This is a genomic window from Parvibaculum sp., assembly GCF_039680535.1.
Classification (GTDB): domain Bacteria; phylum Pseudomonadota; class Alphaproteobacteria; order Parvibaculales; family Parvibaculaceae; genus Parvibaculum.
The window spans coordinates 72314-89917 of record NZ_JBDKSS010000014.1 but is presented as its reverse complement, the minus strand read 5'-3'; the positions used below and the strand labels follow the sequence as shown (position 1 = coordinate 89917).

19 protein-coding genes are annotated in these 17604 nt (G+C 64.2%); 18 read left to right on the top strand and 1 reads right to left on the bottom strand.

The genetic code is table 11. The annotated features are described in order from the left end of the window. Positions 1-38 precede the first annotated feature (38 nt). The 13 genes from argS (at position 39) to ABFC66_RS10945 (ending at position 12385) form a co-directional block, all read left to right on the top strand. Complete coding sequence (gene argS, locus ABFC66_RS11005; protein WP_346741009.1) at positions 39-1784, top strand: arginine--tRNA ligase; 1746 nt, start codon at positions 39-41, stop codon at positions 1782-1784. Then, positions 1784-2677, top strand: a complete 894-nt coding sequence (locus tag ABFC66_RS11000; RefSeq protein WP_346741008.1) for an SPOR domain-containing protein — start codon at positions 1784-1786, stop codon at positions 2675-2677. Before argS ends, ABFC66_RS11000 begins: the two co-directional genes overlap by 1 nt. Continuing rightward, entirely contained in the window at positions 2677-3690 is a 1014-nt protein-coding gene (nagZ, locus tag ABFC66_RS10995; RefSeq protein ID WP_346741007.1) for a beta-N-acetylhexosaminidase, read from the top strand. The genes ABFC66_RS11000 and nagZ overlap by 1 nt, the downstream gene beginning before the upstream one ends. A gap of 131 nt (positions 3691-3821) precedes the next feature. Next, on the top strand, positions 3822-4754 hold the full coding sequence (locus ABFC66_RS10990) for a ScpA family protein (protein WP_346741006.1): 933 nt from the start codon (positions 3822-3824) through the stop codon (positions 4752-4754). A 299-nt stretch (positions 4755-5053) separates the two neighbouring features. Then, entirely contained in the window at positions 5054-5701 is a 648-nt protein-coding gene (gene scpB, locus ABFC66_RS10985; protein ID WP_346741190.1) for an SMC-Scp complex subunit ScpB, read from the top strand. Positions 5702-5945: 244 nt separating this feature from the next. Continuing rightward, a complete protein-coding gene (locus ABFC66_RS10980; protein WP_346741005.1) occupies positions 5946-6176 on the top strand; it encodes a twin-arginine translocase TatA/TatE family subunit in 231 nt (76 codons plus the stop codon). A gap of 44 nt (positions 6177-6220) precedes the next feature. After that, entirely contained in the window at positions 6221-6664 is a 444-nt protein-coding gene (gene tatB, locus ABFC66_RS10975) for a Sec-independent protein translocase protein TatB (protein ID WP_346741004.1), read from the top strand. Next, positions 6661-7467, top strand: coding sequence for a twin-arginine translocase subunit TatC (gene tatC / locus ABFC66_RS10970; RefSeq protein WP_346741003.1), 807 nt, complete (start codon positions 6661-6663; stop codon positions 7465-7467). The genes tatB and tatC overlap by 4 nt, the downstream gene beginning before the upstream one ends. Positions 7468-7553: 86 nt before the next feature. After that, positions 7554-8861, top strand: coding sequence for a serine--tRNA ligase (gene serS, locus ABFC66_RS10965; protein ID WP_346741002.1), 1308 nt, complete (start codon positions 7554-7556; stop codon positions 8859-8861). Next, complete coding sequence (gene surE, locus ABFC66_RS10960; protein ID WP_346741001.1) at positions 8854-9651, top strand: 5'/3'-nucleotidase SurE; 798 nt, start codon at positions 8854-8856, stop codon at positions 9649-9651. Before serS ends, surE begins: the two co-directional genes overlap by 8 nt. Positions 9652-9669: 18 nt before the next feature. Continuing rightward, on the top strand, positions 9670-10338 hold the full coding sequence (locus tag ABFC66_RS10955) for a protein-L-isoaspartate(D-aspartate) O-methyltransferase (protein WP_346741000.1): 669 nt from the start codon (positions 9670-9672) through the stop codon (positions 10336-10338). A gap of 53 nt (positions 10339-10391) precedes the next feature. After that, a complete protein-coding gene (locus ABFC66_RS10950) occupies positions 10392-11417 on the top strand; it encodes a LysM peptidoglycan-binding domain-containing M23 family metallopeptidase (protein ID WP_346740999.1) in 1026 nt (341 codons plus the stop codon). Positions 11418-11485: 68 nt separating this feature from the next. Next, positions 11486-12385, top strand: coding sequence for a polysaccharide deacetylase (locus ABFC66_RS10945; RefSeq protein ID WP_346740998.1), 900 nt, complete (start codon positions 11486-11488; stop codon positions 12383-12385). On the opposite strand, the gene ABFC66_RS10940 is transcribed toward ABFC66_RS10945, so the two are convergent. Next, entirely contained in the window at positions 12386-13255 is an 870-nt protein-coding gene (locus ABFC66_RS10940; RefSeq protein WP_346740997.1) for an ATP-binding protein, read from the bottom strand. A 190-nt stretch (positions 13256-13445) separates the two neighbouring features. Here ABFC66_RS10940 and yajC point away from each other — a divergent pair, with 190 nt between their 5' ends. The 5 genes from yajC (at position 13446) to ABFC66_RS10915 (ending at position 17549) form a co-directional block, all read left to right on the top strand. Then, a complete protein-coding gene (gene yajC, locus ABFC66_RS10935; protein WP_346740996.1) occupies positions 13446-13775 on the top strand; it encodes a preprotein translocase subunit YajC in 330 nt (109 codons plus the stop codon). Between the two features lie 73 nt (positions 13776-13848). Continuing rightward, positions 13849-15459 (top strand): protein translocase subunit SecD, encoded by a 1611-nt coding sequence (gene secD / locus ABFC66_RS10930; RefSeq protein WP_346740995.1) that lies wholly within the window; start codon positions 13849-13851, stop codon positions 15457-15459. Between the two features lie 16 nt (positions 15460-15475). Further along, positions 15476-16420, top strand: coding sequence for a protein translocase subunit SecF (gene secF, locus ABFC66_RS10925; RefSeq protein ID WP_346740994.1), 945 nt, complete (start codon positions 15476-15478; stop codon positions 16418-16420). 3 nt (positions 16421-16423) lie between these two features. Next, positions 16424-16792 (top strand): Mth938-like domain-containing protein, encoded by a 369-nt coding sequence (locus ABFC66_RS10920; protein ID WP_346740993.1) that lies wholly within the window; start codon positions 16424-16426, stop codon positions 16790-16792. Between the two features lie 145 nt (positions 16793-16937). Next, positions 16938-17549: a urate hydroxylase PuuD gene (locus ABFC66_RS10915; RefSeq protein ID WP_346740992.1), complete on the top strand. Its 612-nt coding sequence runs from the start codon at positions 16938-16940 to the stop codon at positions 17547-17549. Positions 17550-17604: the final 55 nt, after the last annotated feature.

Genomic DNA, 17604 nt, shown 5'->3' with positions numbered 1-17604 from the left:
AGAGTGCGCGCCCAAAACCGGGTTAAGCGACGGATCCCATGAATATTTTTCGGCATTTCGAAGAGCGTGTGAAGGCGGGGCTTGAGGCTCTGGCGAGCGAGGGGGCGATCCCCCCTGGGCTCGATACGTCGCGCATCGCCGTCGAGCCGCCCCGCGACCCCTCGCATGGCGACCTGTCGACCAATGCGGCCATGGTCCTGGCGAAGCCCGCGGGCGTTCAGCCGCGGCAGCTGGCCGAGAAACTCGCCGCCAAGCTCGCTGCCGAGGAATCGGTGACGGAAGTCACCATCGCCGGGCCGGGCTTCATCAACCTGCGGCTGAAGCAGGACATGTGGCGTGCCGCCGTTCCGGCGATTCTGCGCAGCGGCGCCACCTATGGCGCCAGTGATCTCGGCAAGAATGAGCGTGTGAACGTCGAATATGTGTCCGCCAATCCGACTGGCCCCATGCATGTGGGTCATGTGCGCGGCGCGGTCTTCGGCGACGCGCTGGCCAACCTTCTAGAAAAAGTTGGCCACACCGTCTGCCGCGAATATTACATCAACGATGCGGGCGGCCAGATCGAGGTTCTCGCCCGCAGCGCCTATCTGCGCTACCGCGAGGCGCTCGGAGAGACAATCTCGATTCCCGAAGGCCTCTACCCCGGCGACTATCTGAAACCCGTGGGCACGATGCTCGCCGCCGAACATGGCGACGCGCTGGCGAAAATGGAGGAGGCCGAATGGCTTCCCATCGTCCGCAATGCGTCCATCGACGCGATGATGGAACTCATTCGCGGCGACCTCGCCGTTCTCGGCATCGACCACGAGGTCTTCTTCTCCGAGCGCACGCTGCATGCCTCCGGCGCGATTGAAGCGACGCTGAAGCTGCTGGAGCAGAAGGGGCTCATCTATACCGGCGTTCTCGAGCCGCCCAAGGGCGAGCTTCCCGACGATTGGGAGCCGCGCCCGCAGACGCTTTTCCGCTCCACCCAGTTTGGCGACGACACCGACCGGGCGCTGAAGAAGTCCGACGGCACCTGGACCTATTTCGCGCCTGACATCGCTTATCACTTCGATAAGTTCAACCGTGGCTACAACACGCTGATCGACGTCTGGGGCGCCGACCATGCGGGCTACATCAAGCGCGTGAAGGCGGCCGTCGCGGCGATCACCGACGGCAAGGCCGAGATCGACGTCAAGGTCTGCCAATTGGTTCGCCTTTTCCGCAATGGCGAGCCCTTCCGCATGTCGAAGCGCGCGGGCGATTTCGTAACGCTGCGCGACGTGGTGGACGAGGTAGGCAAGGATGTCGTGCGTTTCATGATGCTGACGCGCAAGAACGACGCGCCGCTCGACTTCGACTTCGCCAAGGTGATGGAGCAGTCGCGCGACAACCCGGTCTTCTATGTGCAATACGCGCATGCGCGTATCCATTCGGTGCTGCGCAACGCCAGGGAGACGGGCGTCGATATTTCCGACGACAGCCTCGCGGCAGCCGACCTGACCTTGCTCACCGACGAGGCGGAACTTGCGCTCATCCGGCTTCTCGCGGGTTTCCCGCGCCAGATCGAGCAGGCGGCGGTCGCGCATGAGCCGCATCGCATCGCCTTTGCCCTCAACGATCTCGCCGCCGCCTTCCATGGCCTCTGGAACAAGGGCAAGGACGAGCCCGGCCTGCGGTTTATCATTGGTGAACACAGGGATGTTACGCTTGCGCGTCTGGCGATGATTCGCGCGGCGGCCTATGTCATCGCCGCCGGGCTTGCGATTCTTGGAGTTGAGCCGGCCGAGGAGATGCGCTGATGTCGGACAGTGAGCGGGGGCGGGGTTTGAGTTACGAGCCCGACGAAGACGAGGACGATTACTACACCTATGACGCGACCGACGAGGAAGACGAGGGAGGCCGACGCCCGCTCGTGTTGCTCGCCATCATCGCCCTCATCGTGGTTTTCGCCGGCGTGGTCTTCTTCGCCTACAAGCAGGGGATGAAGCAGGGCGCGCAGGGCAATCCTCCTGTCATCCGGGCCGACGATTCGCCGATCAAGGTGGCGCCGGCCAATCCCGGCGGCATCGAAATCCCGCATCAGGACAAGACCGTCTACGACCGGTTCTCGGGAGCCGAAAAGGCGGACGAGCAGGGCAGCGCGGAGCATCTGCTGCCGAGCCCCGAAGAGCCCATGGCCATGAAACAGCCGACGCCGCCCGCGGCGTCAGGCGCATCGCCCGCACCAGCCGCGCCGTCTTCGCCCGCTGCATCGACCGCGCCGGCCGGGGCTGCGCCGGCCCCTGCCGTTACACCGGCGCCGACTGGCACGGTCGCCCAGCAGGCCGTTCCGCCTGCCGCGTCCGCACAGCCGCAGGCGACGGCCGGGACAGCGCCGACCGCGACTGCGGCCCCCGTTGCGGTGACGCCACCCGCGACCGCCGGGGCCCCGGCGCAGGAGGCTGCCGCGGGCGGTTATGTCGTCCAGCTTGCGGCCTTTCGCGACGAGCCGAGCGCCCGGGCCGAGTTCAAGAAGCTTCAGAAGAAGTATCCCGCGCTGGCGGGCCTCTCTGCCGATATTCAGCGGGCCGACCTCGGGGCCAAGGGCATCTATTACCGTCTGCGTGGCGGCTATATGGACAAGCCGAAGGCAGCCGAACTTTGCGCCAGTCTGAAGGCGCAGGGGCAGGCCTGCTTCGTGAAGAGCCGGTGATGTCGGTCTCTGCGGCGATCTATGGCTGCGAAGGCCTGTCGCTGACCGAGGCCGAGAAGCGCTTCTTCGCCGAGGTCCGGCCCTGGGGCTTCATCATCTTCGCCCGCAACATCGAGACGCCTGAACAGGTGAAGCGCCTCATTGGCGAATTGCGGGCTGCTGCCGGCCATGATGCTCCCGTCCTCATCGATCAGGAAGGCGGACGCGTGGCCCGGCTCAGGCCGCCTCACTGGCGGGCCTATCCGGCAGGGCGGCGCTTTGGCGAGCTTTATACCCGGTCGAAGGAACTGGGGATCGAGGCGGCCCGTCTCGGCGCGCGCCTGATCGCCGCCGAACTGCATGCCCTCGGCATCAATGTGGACTGCCTGCCGGTGCTCGACGTGCCTGTTCCCGGCGCTCATGACGTCATCGGCGACCGCGCCTATGGGCTGACGCCCGAGCCGGTGATCGCCCTTGGCCGCGCCGCCGCAGAGGGGCTTCTCGCGGGCGGCGTTCTGCCCGTCATCAAGCATATTCCCGGACATGGACGGGCGGGCGTGGACAGCCATCTGAGCCTGCCGGTGGTCGATGCCGACCGGGCGGCGCTCGCGGCGACTGACTTTGCCCCCTTCAAGGCGCTGGCCGACATGCCGCTCGCCATGACGGCCCATGTCGTCTACACGGCGCTCGACGCGGGCAGGCCCGCGACCACCTCGGCCAAAGTCATTTCCGAGGTGATCCGTCGGGACATAGGTTTCGACGGCTTTCTCATGTCCGACGACCTGTCGATGCAGGCGCTGGCCGGAACGCTGGCCGAGCGTGCCAGGGCGAGCCTCGCGGCGGGCTGCGACATCGTTCTCCACTGCAACGGCAAGATGGACGAGATGCTCGCCATCGCGTCCGAAGCGCCGACGCTCGCGGGAAAGGCGCTGGCCCGGTCAGACGCTGCCCTGGCGCGGCTGGCCCCTCCGGCGCCTCTGGACGAATCGGCGGGTGTCGCCCGGCTCGACGAGCTCCTGTCCAGGCTGGCCTGATCCGGCTTCTCATGGCTGGGGATAAGCGGAGAAACGGGGTACCGTGGCCGGGGACTGCGCGGTATAAGCGGTTCATGTCAGCCATGTGGCAAGGCTGACGCGGGACAAACGAGATCAACGACATAGGCGGCATGAGCGAGGCGCCCACACAGGACGAGGCGGAGGCCGGAACACCGGCCGCGACGCCGAGCGCACATCCGGCCGGCAATGGCGCGGAAGGCGAAGCCGCGTCCGCCGATGCCTTCGAGGAAGGGCGCCCCATCGCGGCTGCCGAACTCGATCCGAACGAGATGCTGATCGTCGACCTCGAAGGTTTCGAGGGGCCGCTCGATGTGCTGCTGACGCTGGCGCGCAATCAGAAGGTCGATCTGACGAAGATCTCGATCCTGAAGCTCGCGGAGCAATATCTCGACTTCATCAACCGCGCGCAGCGCATGGAGCTCGACCTCGCCGCCGACTATCTCGTCATGGCGTCCTGGCTCGCTTACCTCAAGTCGCGCCTGCTGCTGCCGCCACCCGAAGATGAAGAGGGCCCGAGCGGCGCCGAAATGGCGGCCCGGCTCGCCTTCCAGCTCTTGCGCCTCGAAGGCATGCGCAAGGCCTCGATCGAGCTGTTCGCACGGCTCCGGCTTGGCATTCATGTCTTTCAGCGCGGTGCGCCCGAAGGCGTTCGCATCATTAAAACAAGCCAGTACCAGGGAACTCTCTACGATCTTCTCAAGTCCTATTCGGACCAGCGGCTCAAGGGGCATGAGACGAAATGGGAGCCGAAGCGGCTTCCGATCATGTCCATCGAGATCGCCCGCAAGCGCCTGGAGCAGATGCTCGGCATGATGTTCGACTGGGGCCGGATCGACGCCTATCTGCCGGTCGAGGAAATGTCCGGCGAACTGCGCCGCTCGGTCATGGCGAGCACGCTCAGCGCCGCGCTCGTGCTGGCAAAGGACGGGCATATCGAATTGCGCCAGACCGCCGCCTACGAGCCGCTATTCGTTCGGCAGAAAAGGTCTGAACCCAACTCCACGCCCCCGGCAGAATCCGGCGACCAGCAGACAAGCGAATGACAGAAGAAACGCGCCCCGAATCTGAAGAAATCGAGCCCGCCGAAGTCGAGACGGAGGCTGCAGATGATGCGCGCCCTGACGGCGACGAGTCGTCTGGCGATGAGCCTCTGTCTGAAGTTGAAGCTGAGCTTTTGGTTGAAGTTGAGGAAGCGGCTTCCGATGAGGAAGAAAGCGCCGAAATCGATGCCGATGCTGAAGTTGAGTCGGAAGATGAACCGGAATCTGACGGCGAAGCTGAAGATGAGGCCGCAAGCAACGTCGTGGCTTTCCCGATCGACGTTACGGACCATGCTCAGCTGATGCGCATGGCTGAGGCTCTGCTGTTTGCCGCCGCCGAGCCGCTCGACATCGACACGCTCGCCTCGCGGCTGCCCGCTGGAACGGATGTTGGGGCGGTCATCGAAGATCTTCAGAAACTTTATGAAAGTCGCGGCGTAAATCTCATCCGTGTCGCAAATAAATGGATGTTCAGGACGGCCAGCGACCTGTCCTTCCTGATGGAACGCACGGCAGTCGAGCAGAAGAAGCTCTCCCGTGCGGCCATGGAGACGCTGGCGATCATCGCCTATCACCAGCCGGTGACCCGCGCCGAGATCGAGGAGATCCGCGGCGTGACCGTCTCCAAGGGCACCATCGACGTGCTGATGGAGACGGGCTGGGTGCGGCTCCGCGGCCGCAAGCGCACACCGGGCCGCCCGGTGACCTATGGCACGACGGAGGACTTCCTCCTGCATTTCGGCCTCGAGAATGTGGGCGACCTGCCGGGTCTCGACGAGCTCAAGGCCGCCGGCCTGCTCGACGGCCGCCTGCCGCCCGGCTTCGACATCCCGAGCCCGAGCGACACTGGCGGCGAGGGCGATGGCGAGTTCGAGGATGTACCGGCGGAGGAATACGGCGCGGCGATGGACGAGCATCTGTCTCATGTCGCCGACGAGGAGTCTGAATAGCCGCCGAATTCGCGATTGCCTCTCGCATGTGCAGCAAATTCACTTGCACAAAATGTGAGCTGATATGACACTCGTCGCGTTGGCTAATTCGGTTTCGCCGGTTCACGCTCCGGGATGTGGGGACGTGGAGCGGGTCGCAATGCGCGGACGAAAGGCCCATATTCCTAGCGGGGCGCTCTGGCGCCCCCGGCCTGCCTCCCTCGAAAGGGGCGGCGCGCCTGTGACCCATTACGGGGAGAGTTAGATGCTGAGTTGGACTCACGTTATCGTCGTCGTCGCCCTCGTCGTGCTGCTGTTCGGCCGCGGCAAGGTTTCGGACCTGATGGGCGACGTCGCCAAGGGTATCAAGAGCTTCAAGAAGGGGCTCGCCGAGGACGACACGCCGCCCGCGCGTCCCACCGATGCCAAGATCATCGAAGGCACCGCCACCCAGGGCAGCGCGTCCGAAGCAAAGGACAAGGTCGCCAACAGCTGACCCGGTTGTGAGACCGATCCGTTCGAGGCGTCGCAGGTACCCCCATGTTTGACATTGGCTGGTCCGAACTGCTGCTGGTTGGGGTCTTGGCGCTCGTCTTCGTGGGCCCCAAGGACCTGCCGCGCGTGATGCGCACCGCCGGCCGATATGTCGGCAAGATGCGGGCGATGGCGCGCGAGTTCCAGCAGTCCTTCGAGGATCTCGCCCGCGAAAGCGAGCTTGAGGAACTCCGCAAGCAGGTCGCCGAGCTTCGCAACCAGAGCGTCGCGCCGCTCGCGGATATCCGCGAAGCGGTCGAGACGGCGGGGCAGGCCCCGAAGGCCGAGCCTGAGACCGGATCGACCGAGGCCAAGCCGGAGGAAGTGTCCGCCCGGCTGCCTGACGACATTGCGCCCGGCATGGCCGATGCCATCCGCGAGGCGGACGAGATCGCGAAGTTCGGCGACAAGGCCGTTGCCGCGCCCAGATCGGAGACGGGGCAGGCATGAGCGAAGACGAACTCGAAAGCTCCCGCGCGCCATTGATGGATCACCTCATCGAGTTGCGGGCGCGGCTCATCAAGTCGCTGGTGGCCGTCGCCATCGCCTTCGGCGTCTGTTTCACCTTCGCGTCCCATATCTTCAATATTCTCGTTCGCCCCTATGAAATCGCCGCCGGGGGCACGCCGGTGAAGCTCATCTACACGGCGCCGCAGGAATATTTCTTCACGCAGATGAAGCTCGCCATGTTCGGCGCGATCTTCCTCGCGTTCCCGATCATCGCGGCCCAGATCTACATGTTCGTCGCGCCGGGCCTCTACAAGAATGAGCGCCGGGCCTTCCTGCCGTTCATGATCGCAACGCCCGTTCTTTTCCTCGTCGGCGCGGCGCTGGTCTATTTCGGCATCATGCCGATGGCCATGCACTACTTCACCTCGATGCAGCAGGCGGGCGGCGCCGGACAGGCCTCCATCGAGCTTCTGCCGCGCGTCAGCGAGTATCTGGGCTTCATCATGAGCCTCATTCTCGCCTTCGGCGCCTGCTTCCAGCTTCCGGTGATCCTGACGCTGCTCGCCCGCGCAGGAATGGTGACGTCGAAGCAGCTCATTGCCGGCTGGCGCTATGCGATCGTCATTTCCTTCGCGGTCGCCGCCGTGCTGACCCCGCCTGATCTCCTGAGCCAGGTGAGCCTCGGCACACCGACATTCCTGCTCTATCTGCTGTCGATCGGCGCGGTGAAGCTCGTCGAGCGGAGCAGGCGGATCGCGGAGGCCAAGGGCGCGGACGAGACCGAGGCCGCCGAAGGGGCCTGATCGCGCCGGGCGCCGCCTCATCTGGACGCTCCCAACCCTTCCGCGTATACAGAACCCGCCCGAACTTCCCATGCGCGACGGACTCCATGCACGACATCAAGATCATCCGCGACGATCCTCAGGCCTTCGACGCCGGCTTGGCCAAACGCGGCCTGCCGCCCCAGTCGGCGCGGCTGATCGAGATCGACGAACGCCGCCGCAAGACCATTGCCGCGCTGCAGGAGATGCAGCAGCAGCGCAATGACGCCTCGAAGCAGATCGGCGCCGCCAAGGCGAAGAAGGACGAGGCGCTGGCCCAGAAGCTCCTCGACGAGGTCGCCCATCTGAAGGCGAAGATTCAGGCGGGCGAGGACGAGGAGCGCGCGATCAATGCCGAGCTCGAGCGCGAACTCGGCGCCATCCCGAATATTCCCTATGACAGTGTTCCCGTCGGTCCCGACGAGACAGCCAATGTCGAATATCGCCGCCACGGAACGCCGCGCGAGATGAACTTCGCGCCGAAGGAGCATTTCGACCTCGGCGAAGCCCTCGGCCTCATGGATTTCGAAACGGCGGCGAAGCTTTCGGGCGCGCGCTTCGCGGTGCTGAAGGGCCAGCTTGCCCGGCTCGAACGCGCCATCGGCAATTTCATGCTGAACCTCCACACGGGCGAGTTCGGCTATATGGAAGTCAATCCGCCGCTGCTGGTGAAAGACAGCACCATGTACGGCACGGCGCAGCTTCCGAAGTTTGCCGACGACCAGTTTGCGGTCTTCAAGGGGCAGAGCAGGGAGGATCAGGACCGCTACTGGCTGATCCCGACCGCCGAAGTCTCGCTCACCAATCTCGTGCGCGAGTCGATCCTCTCCGAGGACGAGCTGCCGCTGCGCCTCACCGCCTGGACGCCATGCTTCCGCGCCGAAGCGGGCTCTGCTGGTCGCGACACGCGCGGCCTTATCCGCCAGCATCAGTTCTCCAAGGTCGAACTCGTTTCGATCACGACGCCCGAACAGGCGGACGAGGAGCATGAGCGCATGCTCGCCTGCGCTGAAGGCGTGCTGAAGGCGCTCGAGCTTCCTTATCGCGTCGTGACGCTCTGCACGGGCGACATGGGCTTTTCCTCGCGCAAGACCTATGACATCGAGGTCTGGCTGCCGGGGCAGAACATGTTCCGCGAGATTTCGTCCTGCTCGGTCTGTGGTGACTTTCAGGCGCGGCGCATGAATGCGCGCTATCGCCCGGTGGACAGCAAGAACACGCGTTTCGTGAACACGCTGAACGGCTCAGGCCTCGCGGTCGGCCGCACGCTCGTGGCCATTCTCGAAAACTATCAGCAGGCGGACGGCTCCATCGCCATCCCGGCCGTGCTCCAGCCCTATATGGGCGGACAGAAAGAGATTTCCGCTCATGGCTAAAAAGGCTGCCGCGAAGAACGGCCCCCGCATTCTCGTCACCAATGACGACGGCATTCATGCGCCGGGCCTGCAGGTCCTGACGCGCATCGCGCAGGAGCTGTCCGACGATGTGTGGGTCGCGGCGCCCGAGGAGGAGCAGAGCGGTTCGGCACATTCCCTGTCGCTCGCGAATCCGATCCGTGTCCGCCAGCTCAATCCGCGCAAATTTGCGGTAAAGGGGACGCCATCCGACTGCGTGCTGATGGCCGTTCGCCACATCATCAAGGACAGGCAGCCGGACCTCGTTCTTTCCGGCATCAATCGCGGCCAGAACATCGCCGACGACGTGACCTATTCGGGCACGATCGCTGCGGCGATGGAGGGCACGCAGCTCGGCATTCCCTCGATCGCGCTCAGCCAGGCCTTCGGCTTCGGCGAGAGCCATCAGGTGAAGTGGGCGACGGCGGAGCATTACGCGCCCGGCATCATCCGCAAGCTCGTCAAGGCGGGCTGGCCGGAGGAAGTGCTCATCAACATCAACTTCCCGGATGTGTCCGTCGCCGGCGTGAAGGGCATCGAAGTGACGGCGCAGGGCAAGCGCGACCAGTCGCTCGTCCGCGTCGAGGAGCGCATCGACGCCCGTAACAATCCCTATTACTGGCTGGGCTTCGAGCGCGTCCTGAGCAATCCACCCAAGGGCACCGATCTTCATGCTATCTATAACGGCATGATCTCGGTATCGCCCCTGCATATGAACCTGACGCATGCGCGCACACGCAGCGCCCTCGTCACCGCGCTCGGCAAGCTCTGAGCGAGACATGGAACCGGCATGAGCGACGAAACGCCCATGGACGACATCGATCAAGGCAAGATCGAGCTCGTCATGGCGCTCAGAAGGCAAGGGATACGCGACAAGCGCGTGCTGAACGCGCTTGAGCGCATTCCGCGCGAAAGCTTCATCAACGCCTCGTTCCGCAAGCAGGCCTATGAGGACCATGCGCTGCCCATCGAGTGTGGGCAGACGATCAGCCAGCCCTTCATCGTCGCCTATATGACCGAGCAGTTGCAGGTGGGCGACCGGATGAAGGTGCTCGAAGTCGGCACGGGCTCCGGCTATCAGGCCGCCGTGCTTTCAAAGCTCTGCCGCCGCGTCTACACGATCGAGCGCTATCGCACCCTGTTGCGCGACGCCGTGCGGCGTTTCGAGGATCTGCATCTCCACAACATCACGGCCAAGGCCGGCGACGGCAATGAAGGCTGGATAGAGCAGGCGCCCTTCGATCGAATCATCGTCACCGCGGCTGCGCCGTCGGTTCCGCCGAAGCTCGTCGAGCAGCTGAAACCCGGCGGCCTCATGATCGTTCCGGTCGGCGCGCCCGGCGGACGCGGCGAGCAGCACCTTGTGCGGATCGAGCGGACAGAGGAAGGTGTGAGACGCGAGGAACTCATGCCCGTGCGATTCGTCCCGCTGGTCGAAGGCGTGGCCAAGGAATCTTGAGAGCGGGGTCGCGCCCCGTGATCGCGGGCGCCGGGAGTCGGCGAGCGGGGATCATGCAGGAGAGGCTTCGGGACAGGGGAATCGGATTTGCGGCACGCCTTGGTGGCGCTGCCGTGCTTGCCCTCGCCTTATCCGGTTGCGCTTCCGATAAGCCTTGGTGGGAAGGCGGCCGCGCCGCCTCGCATCGCGGCGAGGTGGACGCCGAACCGCTCACTTCGGCGGGCAGCGGCGGGACTTATGTGGTGCGCTCCGGCGACACGCTGTTCAAGGTCTCGCGCGACAAGGGCGTGCCCATCCGTTCGCTGATCGACGCCAACGATCTCGAGCCGCCTTACGCGCTTCGCACCGGGCAACGGCTCGTCATTCCAGGCGGGCGCTACCATGTCGTTCAGAAGGGCGACACGGTCTACAGCATTTCGCGCACCTATGGCGTCGACATGGCGACGCTGACCAGCACGAACCACATTCCTGCGCCTTACAAGATCCGCCTGGGGCAAAGGCTGCAGTTGCCGTCCAGGGTGAACCGGCAGGTCGCCGTGCGCGACGTCGAGACGGCGGCGCCCCCGCACCGCGCCGCGACCGTCACATCCGCTCCTGCGGCCACGGACGCGGCACAAGCTGCCGCTCCGACGACGCCTCGCGGCAATGCGGTCGTGGCATCGACCGAGCCCAAGGGGCCGCTGCCGACGCCGCCCACCCCCGCAGGCGATTTCATCTGGCCGATAAAGGGCCCCGTCATTTCGAGCTATGGCCCGAAGGAGGGCGGCTTGCACAATGACGGCGTCAACATCGCCGTGCCTGTGGGCTCGCCGGTCAAGGCGGCGCAGAGCGGCGTGGTGGCCTATGCCGGCAACGAACTCAAGGGCTACGGCAACCTGCTGCTGATCCGCCACGCGAATGGCTGGATGACCGCCTATGCCCATAACAGCAAGCTGCTGGTGAAGCGCGGTGACACCGTGGTCAAGGGCCAGACGATCTGTCTGTCGGGCAGTTCGGGCAGCGTGACTTCGCCTCAGGTGCATTTCGAAATTCGCAAGGGCGCGAAAGCCGTCGATCCCCGGGGCGTCATCGAGGGATAGGTTGCCTCATGTGTGCGTTATGCGGTGATGGTCCCTCGCGGCGGGACTTCCTCAAGGCATTCGCCGCGTTGCCGTTCATTGCAGCGGCAACGCCCGCGATTGCCGAGACGGGGATTGCGGAATATCGGCCGGTATTCGAAGCCGTGCGCGCGGAAGACGGGCGCAAGCTCATCGCCATCCGCCGATTTCGCCGCGACGGGCAGGAATTCCTGCTGACCGTCGAGCCGCAAAGCCTCGTCACCCGAATTCGCCCGCTGGCCTGGACCGTTGCCGATGGATTGCCGGACGATAAAACGCCCTACCTCTCGGCGCTGGCATCGCTGACGAGCCCGCCCTACAGAATCGAGAATACCGGCCTCGTTCACGCCCTCCATCCGGTCGACGGAATTTTCCTCACGGTCGATCTGTGCCCTTCGCGCAAGGCCTATGAAGCGCGCTTCTTCTCGGAGCTTGGCGAGGTCGCAGCCCGGGAGGGGCGCCCCACGCCGGTTGCCATTTCGATCAGCGGCTACTGGGCGCTCGAACATCAGTCCGAACTCACGGCGATCATCGAGAGCGAACGGCGGCGCGAAATCGAGATCACCTGGGTCAATCACTCCTACACGCACCGCTATGCGCGCGGTCTGCCCGACACGCAGAACTTCCTGCTGATGCCGAACACAGACTTCGATCGGGAGGTTCTCAAGACCGAGGAACTGATGATCGCCCGCGGCCTTACGCCATCGGTGTTCTTCCGCTTTCCCGGACTGGTATCGGATGAAGATCTCGTCCTGAAACTTCGGAAGCTCGGGCTCATTCCGCTTGGCGCCGACGCCTGGCTCGCCAAGGGACGGCGCGCCAGGCAGGGCGGCATCGTGCTCGTGCATGGCAATGGCAATGAGCCCCTCGGCATTCGCGAGGTTCGGCCCTATCTGACCGATCCTCGCGTGAAGTGGCTTCCGCTGACGGATGCGATTGCCGGAGCGTGATCAGCCAAGCGTCTGTCCGAGGCGGCCGGCAATGTCCTGAATGAACTGCCAGGCGGTGCGGCCCGAACGGTTGCCGCGCGTCGCCGACCATTCGATGGCCTCGGCATGAAGCTCTTTCCCGCCGATCTTCAGGCCATAATGGGCCGCGTAGCCGTCCACCATGTCGAGATAGTCGGCCTGGCTGCAATTGTGGAAGCCGAGCCAGAGGCCGAACCGGTCGGAGAGCGACACCTTTTCCTCGACAGCTTCGGACGGATTGATCGCCGTCGAGCGCTCATTCTCCATCATGTCGCGCGGCATGAGGTGCCGGCGGTTCGAGGTGGCGTAAAAGAGCACATTGCGCGGACGGCCCTCGATGCCGCCTTCGAGAACGGCCTTGAGCGATTTGTAGCTCGCGTCGTCATGGTCGAAGGAAAGGTCGTCGCAGAAGATGAGCGCCCGGCGCGGCTGGCCGCGCAGAAGCCCCATGAGCCGGGGCAGGCTCTCGATATCCTCGCGGTGGATTTCAATAAGGATGAGCCTGTCGGGCGATTTGGGGGGCAGGGGTGCGTTGATCGCGGCGTGCGCCGCCTTCACAAGCGAGCTTTTGCCCATGCCCCTCGCGCCCCAGAGAAGGGCATTGTTGGCCGGCAGGCCACGGGCAAACCTGACCGTGTTGTCGATCAGAATGTCGCGAACCCGATCCACACCGCGCAACAGTGAAATATCGACCCGGGAAACCTCCGGCACGGGTTCGAGCACTCCCTCGGCGTTCCAGATGAAGGCGTCGGCCGCGTCGAGCGAAGCCGCGGGGAGGGCCGCCGGGGCCAGCCGTTCGAGCGCTTCGGCAATGCGGCGCAGCAAGTCTGTATCCGATCCGATCTGGGCCATCTCGTTGTCTCCGGCAGAAATTGGGCTGCGGACCCTATCATTCCGCAGCACCGGCGAAAATGCTCGACGAGACCAAAGCTTAACCGCCACGTCATCTTCGCCGGGCGGTTTGCAAATATACCCCCGGCCGGTATAGTCCGGCGCGATTGAGAATGACCGCGGACCCGGCTTTTCGGGGCGCTTAGTGGAGATGCTTATGTTTGGCCAGACCGGCGGGGGCAGCACCGACGTCATCGTGCAGCTGATTCCCTTCATCGCGCTGTTCGCGATCATGTACTTCCTTGTTCTCCGGCCCCAGCAGAAGCGGGTGAAGGAACACCAGGCCATGGTCGCCAATGTGCGCCGGGGCGATACGGTCGTGACCTCCGGCGGCATCATCGGCAAGGTCGCCAAGGCCGACGAGACCGAGGTTCTGGTCGAGGTCGCCGAGGGCGTCAAAATTCGCGTCGTGAAGAGCACGCTGTCCGAGGTCCGCTCCAAGGGCGAGCCGGTGCCGGCGAACGCAAATACGCCTTCCTGATAGACAGGGCCTAACAGACAGGGTTTGACTGCCGCCGCGCGAGATGCCGGGGCAGGTGGGGACGAGAGCCGAAATGCTGCATTTTGAACGGTGGAAGATCGCGCTGATCGCGCTGGTGACGCTCTTGGGCGTCCTCTATACGGCGCCGAACTTCCTGCCCAAATCCGCGGTGGAGGACCTGCCGTCCTTCCTGCCGCACAAGCAGATCAATCTGGGCCTCGACCTTCGCGGCGGCTCATACCTGCTGCTGCAGGTCGACACTGCCTCCGTCACCCATGACCGGCTTCAGCAGCTCGTCAACGACATCCGCAAGGCGCTGCGCAACGACGAGGTGCTTTACACCGGCCTCGGCGTGAACGGTGAAGCGGTGACCGTTCGCATCACGAAGCCGGAAGATGTCGAAAAGGCAACGAAGGCGATCCGCGATCTCTCGACGGTCGTGAGTTCGAACCTCCTGAGCGGCGGCCTGCCGCAGCGCGACCTCATGGTGGCGACGTCCGGCGCCCTCGTCACGGTCACGCTGTCCGACACGGCCAAGGTCGCCCGCGCGCAATCGGCCATTCAGCAGTCGATGGAAATCGTCCGCCGCCGCATCGACGAACTCGGCACCACCGAGCCCGTCATCCAGCAGCAAGGCGCGGACCGCATCCTCGTGCAGGTTCCTGGCCTCGACGACCCGCAGCGTTTGAAGAAGCTTCTCGGCCAGACCGCGAAGCTCAACTTCCGCCTTGTCGACACCTCGACCACGGCCCAGCAGGCCATGGCGACCCATACCATTCCGGCGGGTTCCGAAGTTCTCTACATGACGGAGGACCCGACGCGTCCGCTCCTCGTCCAGCGTCGCGTCATGGTCGGCGGCGACAACCTCGTCGACGCCCAGCCCGGTTTCGATCAGCGCTCGGGCGAGCCCATGGTCAGCTTCCGCTTCGATTCGACGGGCGCGCGCCTTTTCGGCGAAGTCACGCGCGACAATGTGGGCAAGCCTTTCGCCATCGTGCTCGACAACAAGGTGATCAGCGCCCCGGTCATCCGCGAGCCCATTCTGGGCGGTACGGGCCAGATCAGCGGCAGCTTCACCGTCCAGCAGGCAAACGACCTGGCGATCCTTCTGCGCGCCGGCGCGCTTCCCGCGCCGCTTAACGTGCTTGAAGAACGCACCGTCGGTCCGGGTCTCGGCGCCGACTCGATCCGCGCGGGCGCGGTCGCCTCGATCATCGGATCGGTGGCTGTCATCGTCTTCATGATCGCGGCCTATGGTCTCTTCGGCGTCTTCGCCAACCTCGCGCTGCTCGTGAACATCGCGCTCATCATGGGTGCGCTCTCCCTGTTGCAGGCGACGCTGACCTTGCCCGGCATCGCGGGCATCGTGCTCACCATCGGCACCGCCGTCGACGCGAACGTTCTGATCTACGAGCGTATCCGAGAAGAGTTACGCTCCGGAAAGTCGGTCATCGCCTCGATCGATGCGGGCTACCATCGGGCGCTCGCACCGATCGTCGACGCCAACATCACGCACTTCATCTCGGCGGCCGTTCTCTTCGAACTTGGCTCGGGCCCTGTGCGTGGCTTCGCCGTGACGCTCGCCATCGGCGTCATCACTTCGGTTTTCACGGCGGTGACGGTGAACCGTCTGATCGTCTCGACCTGGGTACGCCGCACGCGGCCCAAGACGCTCGACCTGTGATTGGGGATTACGAACAATGAAGCGGCTCAAGCTCGTACCCGACAACACATCCGTCCCCTTTGCACGCTACGCTGTGATCGCTGTCGGCCTGTCGGTCGTCGTCATGGTGGCGTCGCTGGCCCTGCTCTTTACGCGGGGTCTCAATTTCGGCATCGACTTCGAGGGCGGCACCGTCATTGAAATCGCGACCAAGGGCCCTGCCGACGTGGCCGGGCTCCGGCACACGCTTGGTGGCCTTGGCATCGGCGAAGTGCAGTTGCAGAAGTTCGGCGACGACAGCCACGTCCTCATCCGCATCGGCGCGATGGAGGGCGGCTCCTCCACCGACGATCAGGGCCAGGTCGTGGTCAGGAAGGTCAAGGAAGCGCTCGGCACCGAGGTCGAATACCGGCGTATCGAAAGCGTCGGACCGCAGGTTTCCGGCGAGCTGATCCGCTCCGCGACGATGGCGGTGCTGATCGCCGTGGCGCTGATGTTCGTCTACATTTCCTTCCGCTTCGAATGGCAGTTCGGCGTGGGCGCGGTGCTCTCGATCTTCCACGACGTGCTGGCGACCATCGGTGTCTTTTCGCTGTTCCACCTCGAATTCAACCTGACGACCATCGCGGCGCTGCTCACCATCGTGGGCTATTCGATGAACGACACCGTCGTCGTCTTCGACCGCATGCGCGAGAACCTCCGCAAGTTCAAGAAGATGGATCTGCGCGAACTGATCGACCTTTCGATCAATGAAACCCTGTCGCGCACCATCATGACGTCGGTGACGACACTGATCGCGCTGATCGCCCTGTTCGTCTTTGGCGGCGAGGTGATCCGCAGCTTCACCTTCGCGATGATCTTCGGCATCGTCATCGGCACCTATTCGTCGATCTATGTCGCCGCACCCGTGCTCATCTGGGTCGGCGTCAAGCGCGAATGGGGCACCAAGGCTCCCGGCAGCAAGGTCGAGAAAAAGGCCTGAGGCATGAAGCCCCGCTTTGCCGGCCAGCCGCTCATCGACGCCTATGGCGATGGCGGCTTCCGGCTCAACGAGCAGAGGTTTGAAGGTTCGATCCTGCTCACACCGCGCGGCCTCTGTCCCTGGGCGGCGGGCGAGCTCGGGCAAGCGACGCGGGCGTCGTTTGCGACGCTTGTCGAATGCATCGGCGAGTTCGATTTTCTTCTGGTCGGCAGCGGTGCGGGCTTCGCGCAATTGCCCAAGGAAATAAGGGCTTTTCTCGCCGACCTGAGAATCATGCCTGACGTCATGACCACCGGCGCCGCCTGCCGTACCTACAATGTCCTTCGCTTCGAAGGACGCCGCGTTGCGGCGGCGCTGATTGCGGTTTCCTGAGCAAAAGTCACACCGGAACGCTTGGCTTTTCGTCGCGAAGCTCCTAGTTTGGCGGGCAAGAATCGCGACTCAATGCCGCGCGGCGACGACACCCGGGGGCCATGCGCGGCAGCTAAATTCTGACTAAACGCAGGGGGTAATCCTTATGGCTGCAATTCTTACTTCTCTCAGGAACACGGTGATCGCAGGCTTCGTGCTCGCGCTTGTTCTATTTCTCCTTTATCTTGCGAACCCGGATGCCTTTGGCTTCACGGATATCCGTCTGTCGCAGTTCTTCTTCCGTTGGCTCCACGTCGCCAGCGGCGTGATGTGGATCGGCCATCTCTGGTACTTCAACTTCACGCAGATCCCGAACATGGCGAAGATTCCGGACGAGCAGAAGCCGGCGATCTCGAAGGTCATCGCTCCGGCCGCGCTGTACTGGTTCCGCCACGGCGCCATGGCGACGATCGTCACCGGCATCATCCTTGCCTACCTCAACGGCTACCTGCTCGACGCCTATACGCTCGGCGCGCTGAACGGTTTCGCGGTTCCGAAGGACATTGCGATCGGCATCGGCATGTGGCTCGGCACGATCATGTGGTTCAACGTCTGGTTCATCATCTGGCCGAACCAGAAGATCGCTCTCGGCATCGTCGACGCGCCTGCCGACGCGAAGCCGAAGGCCGCCCGCACGGCGATGCTCTTCTCGCGTACCAACACGCTGCTCTCGATCCCCATGCTCTTTGCCATGGTCTCGGCGCAGAACATCTACTGATCGCCAGCAAGGCGATCCGATGGGGCGGGGCCGTTGTGAAACGGCCCCGTTTCCT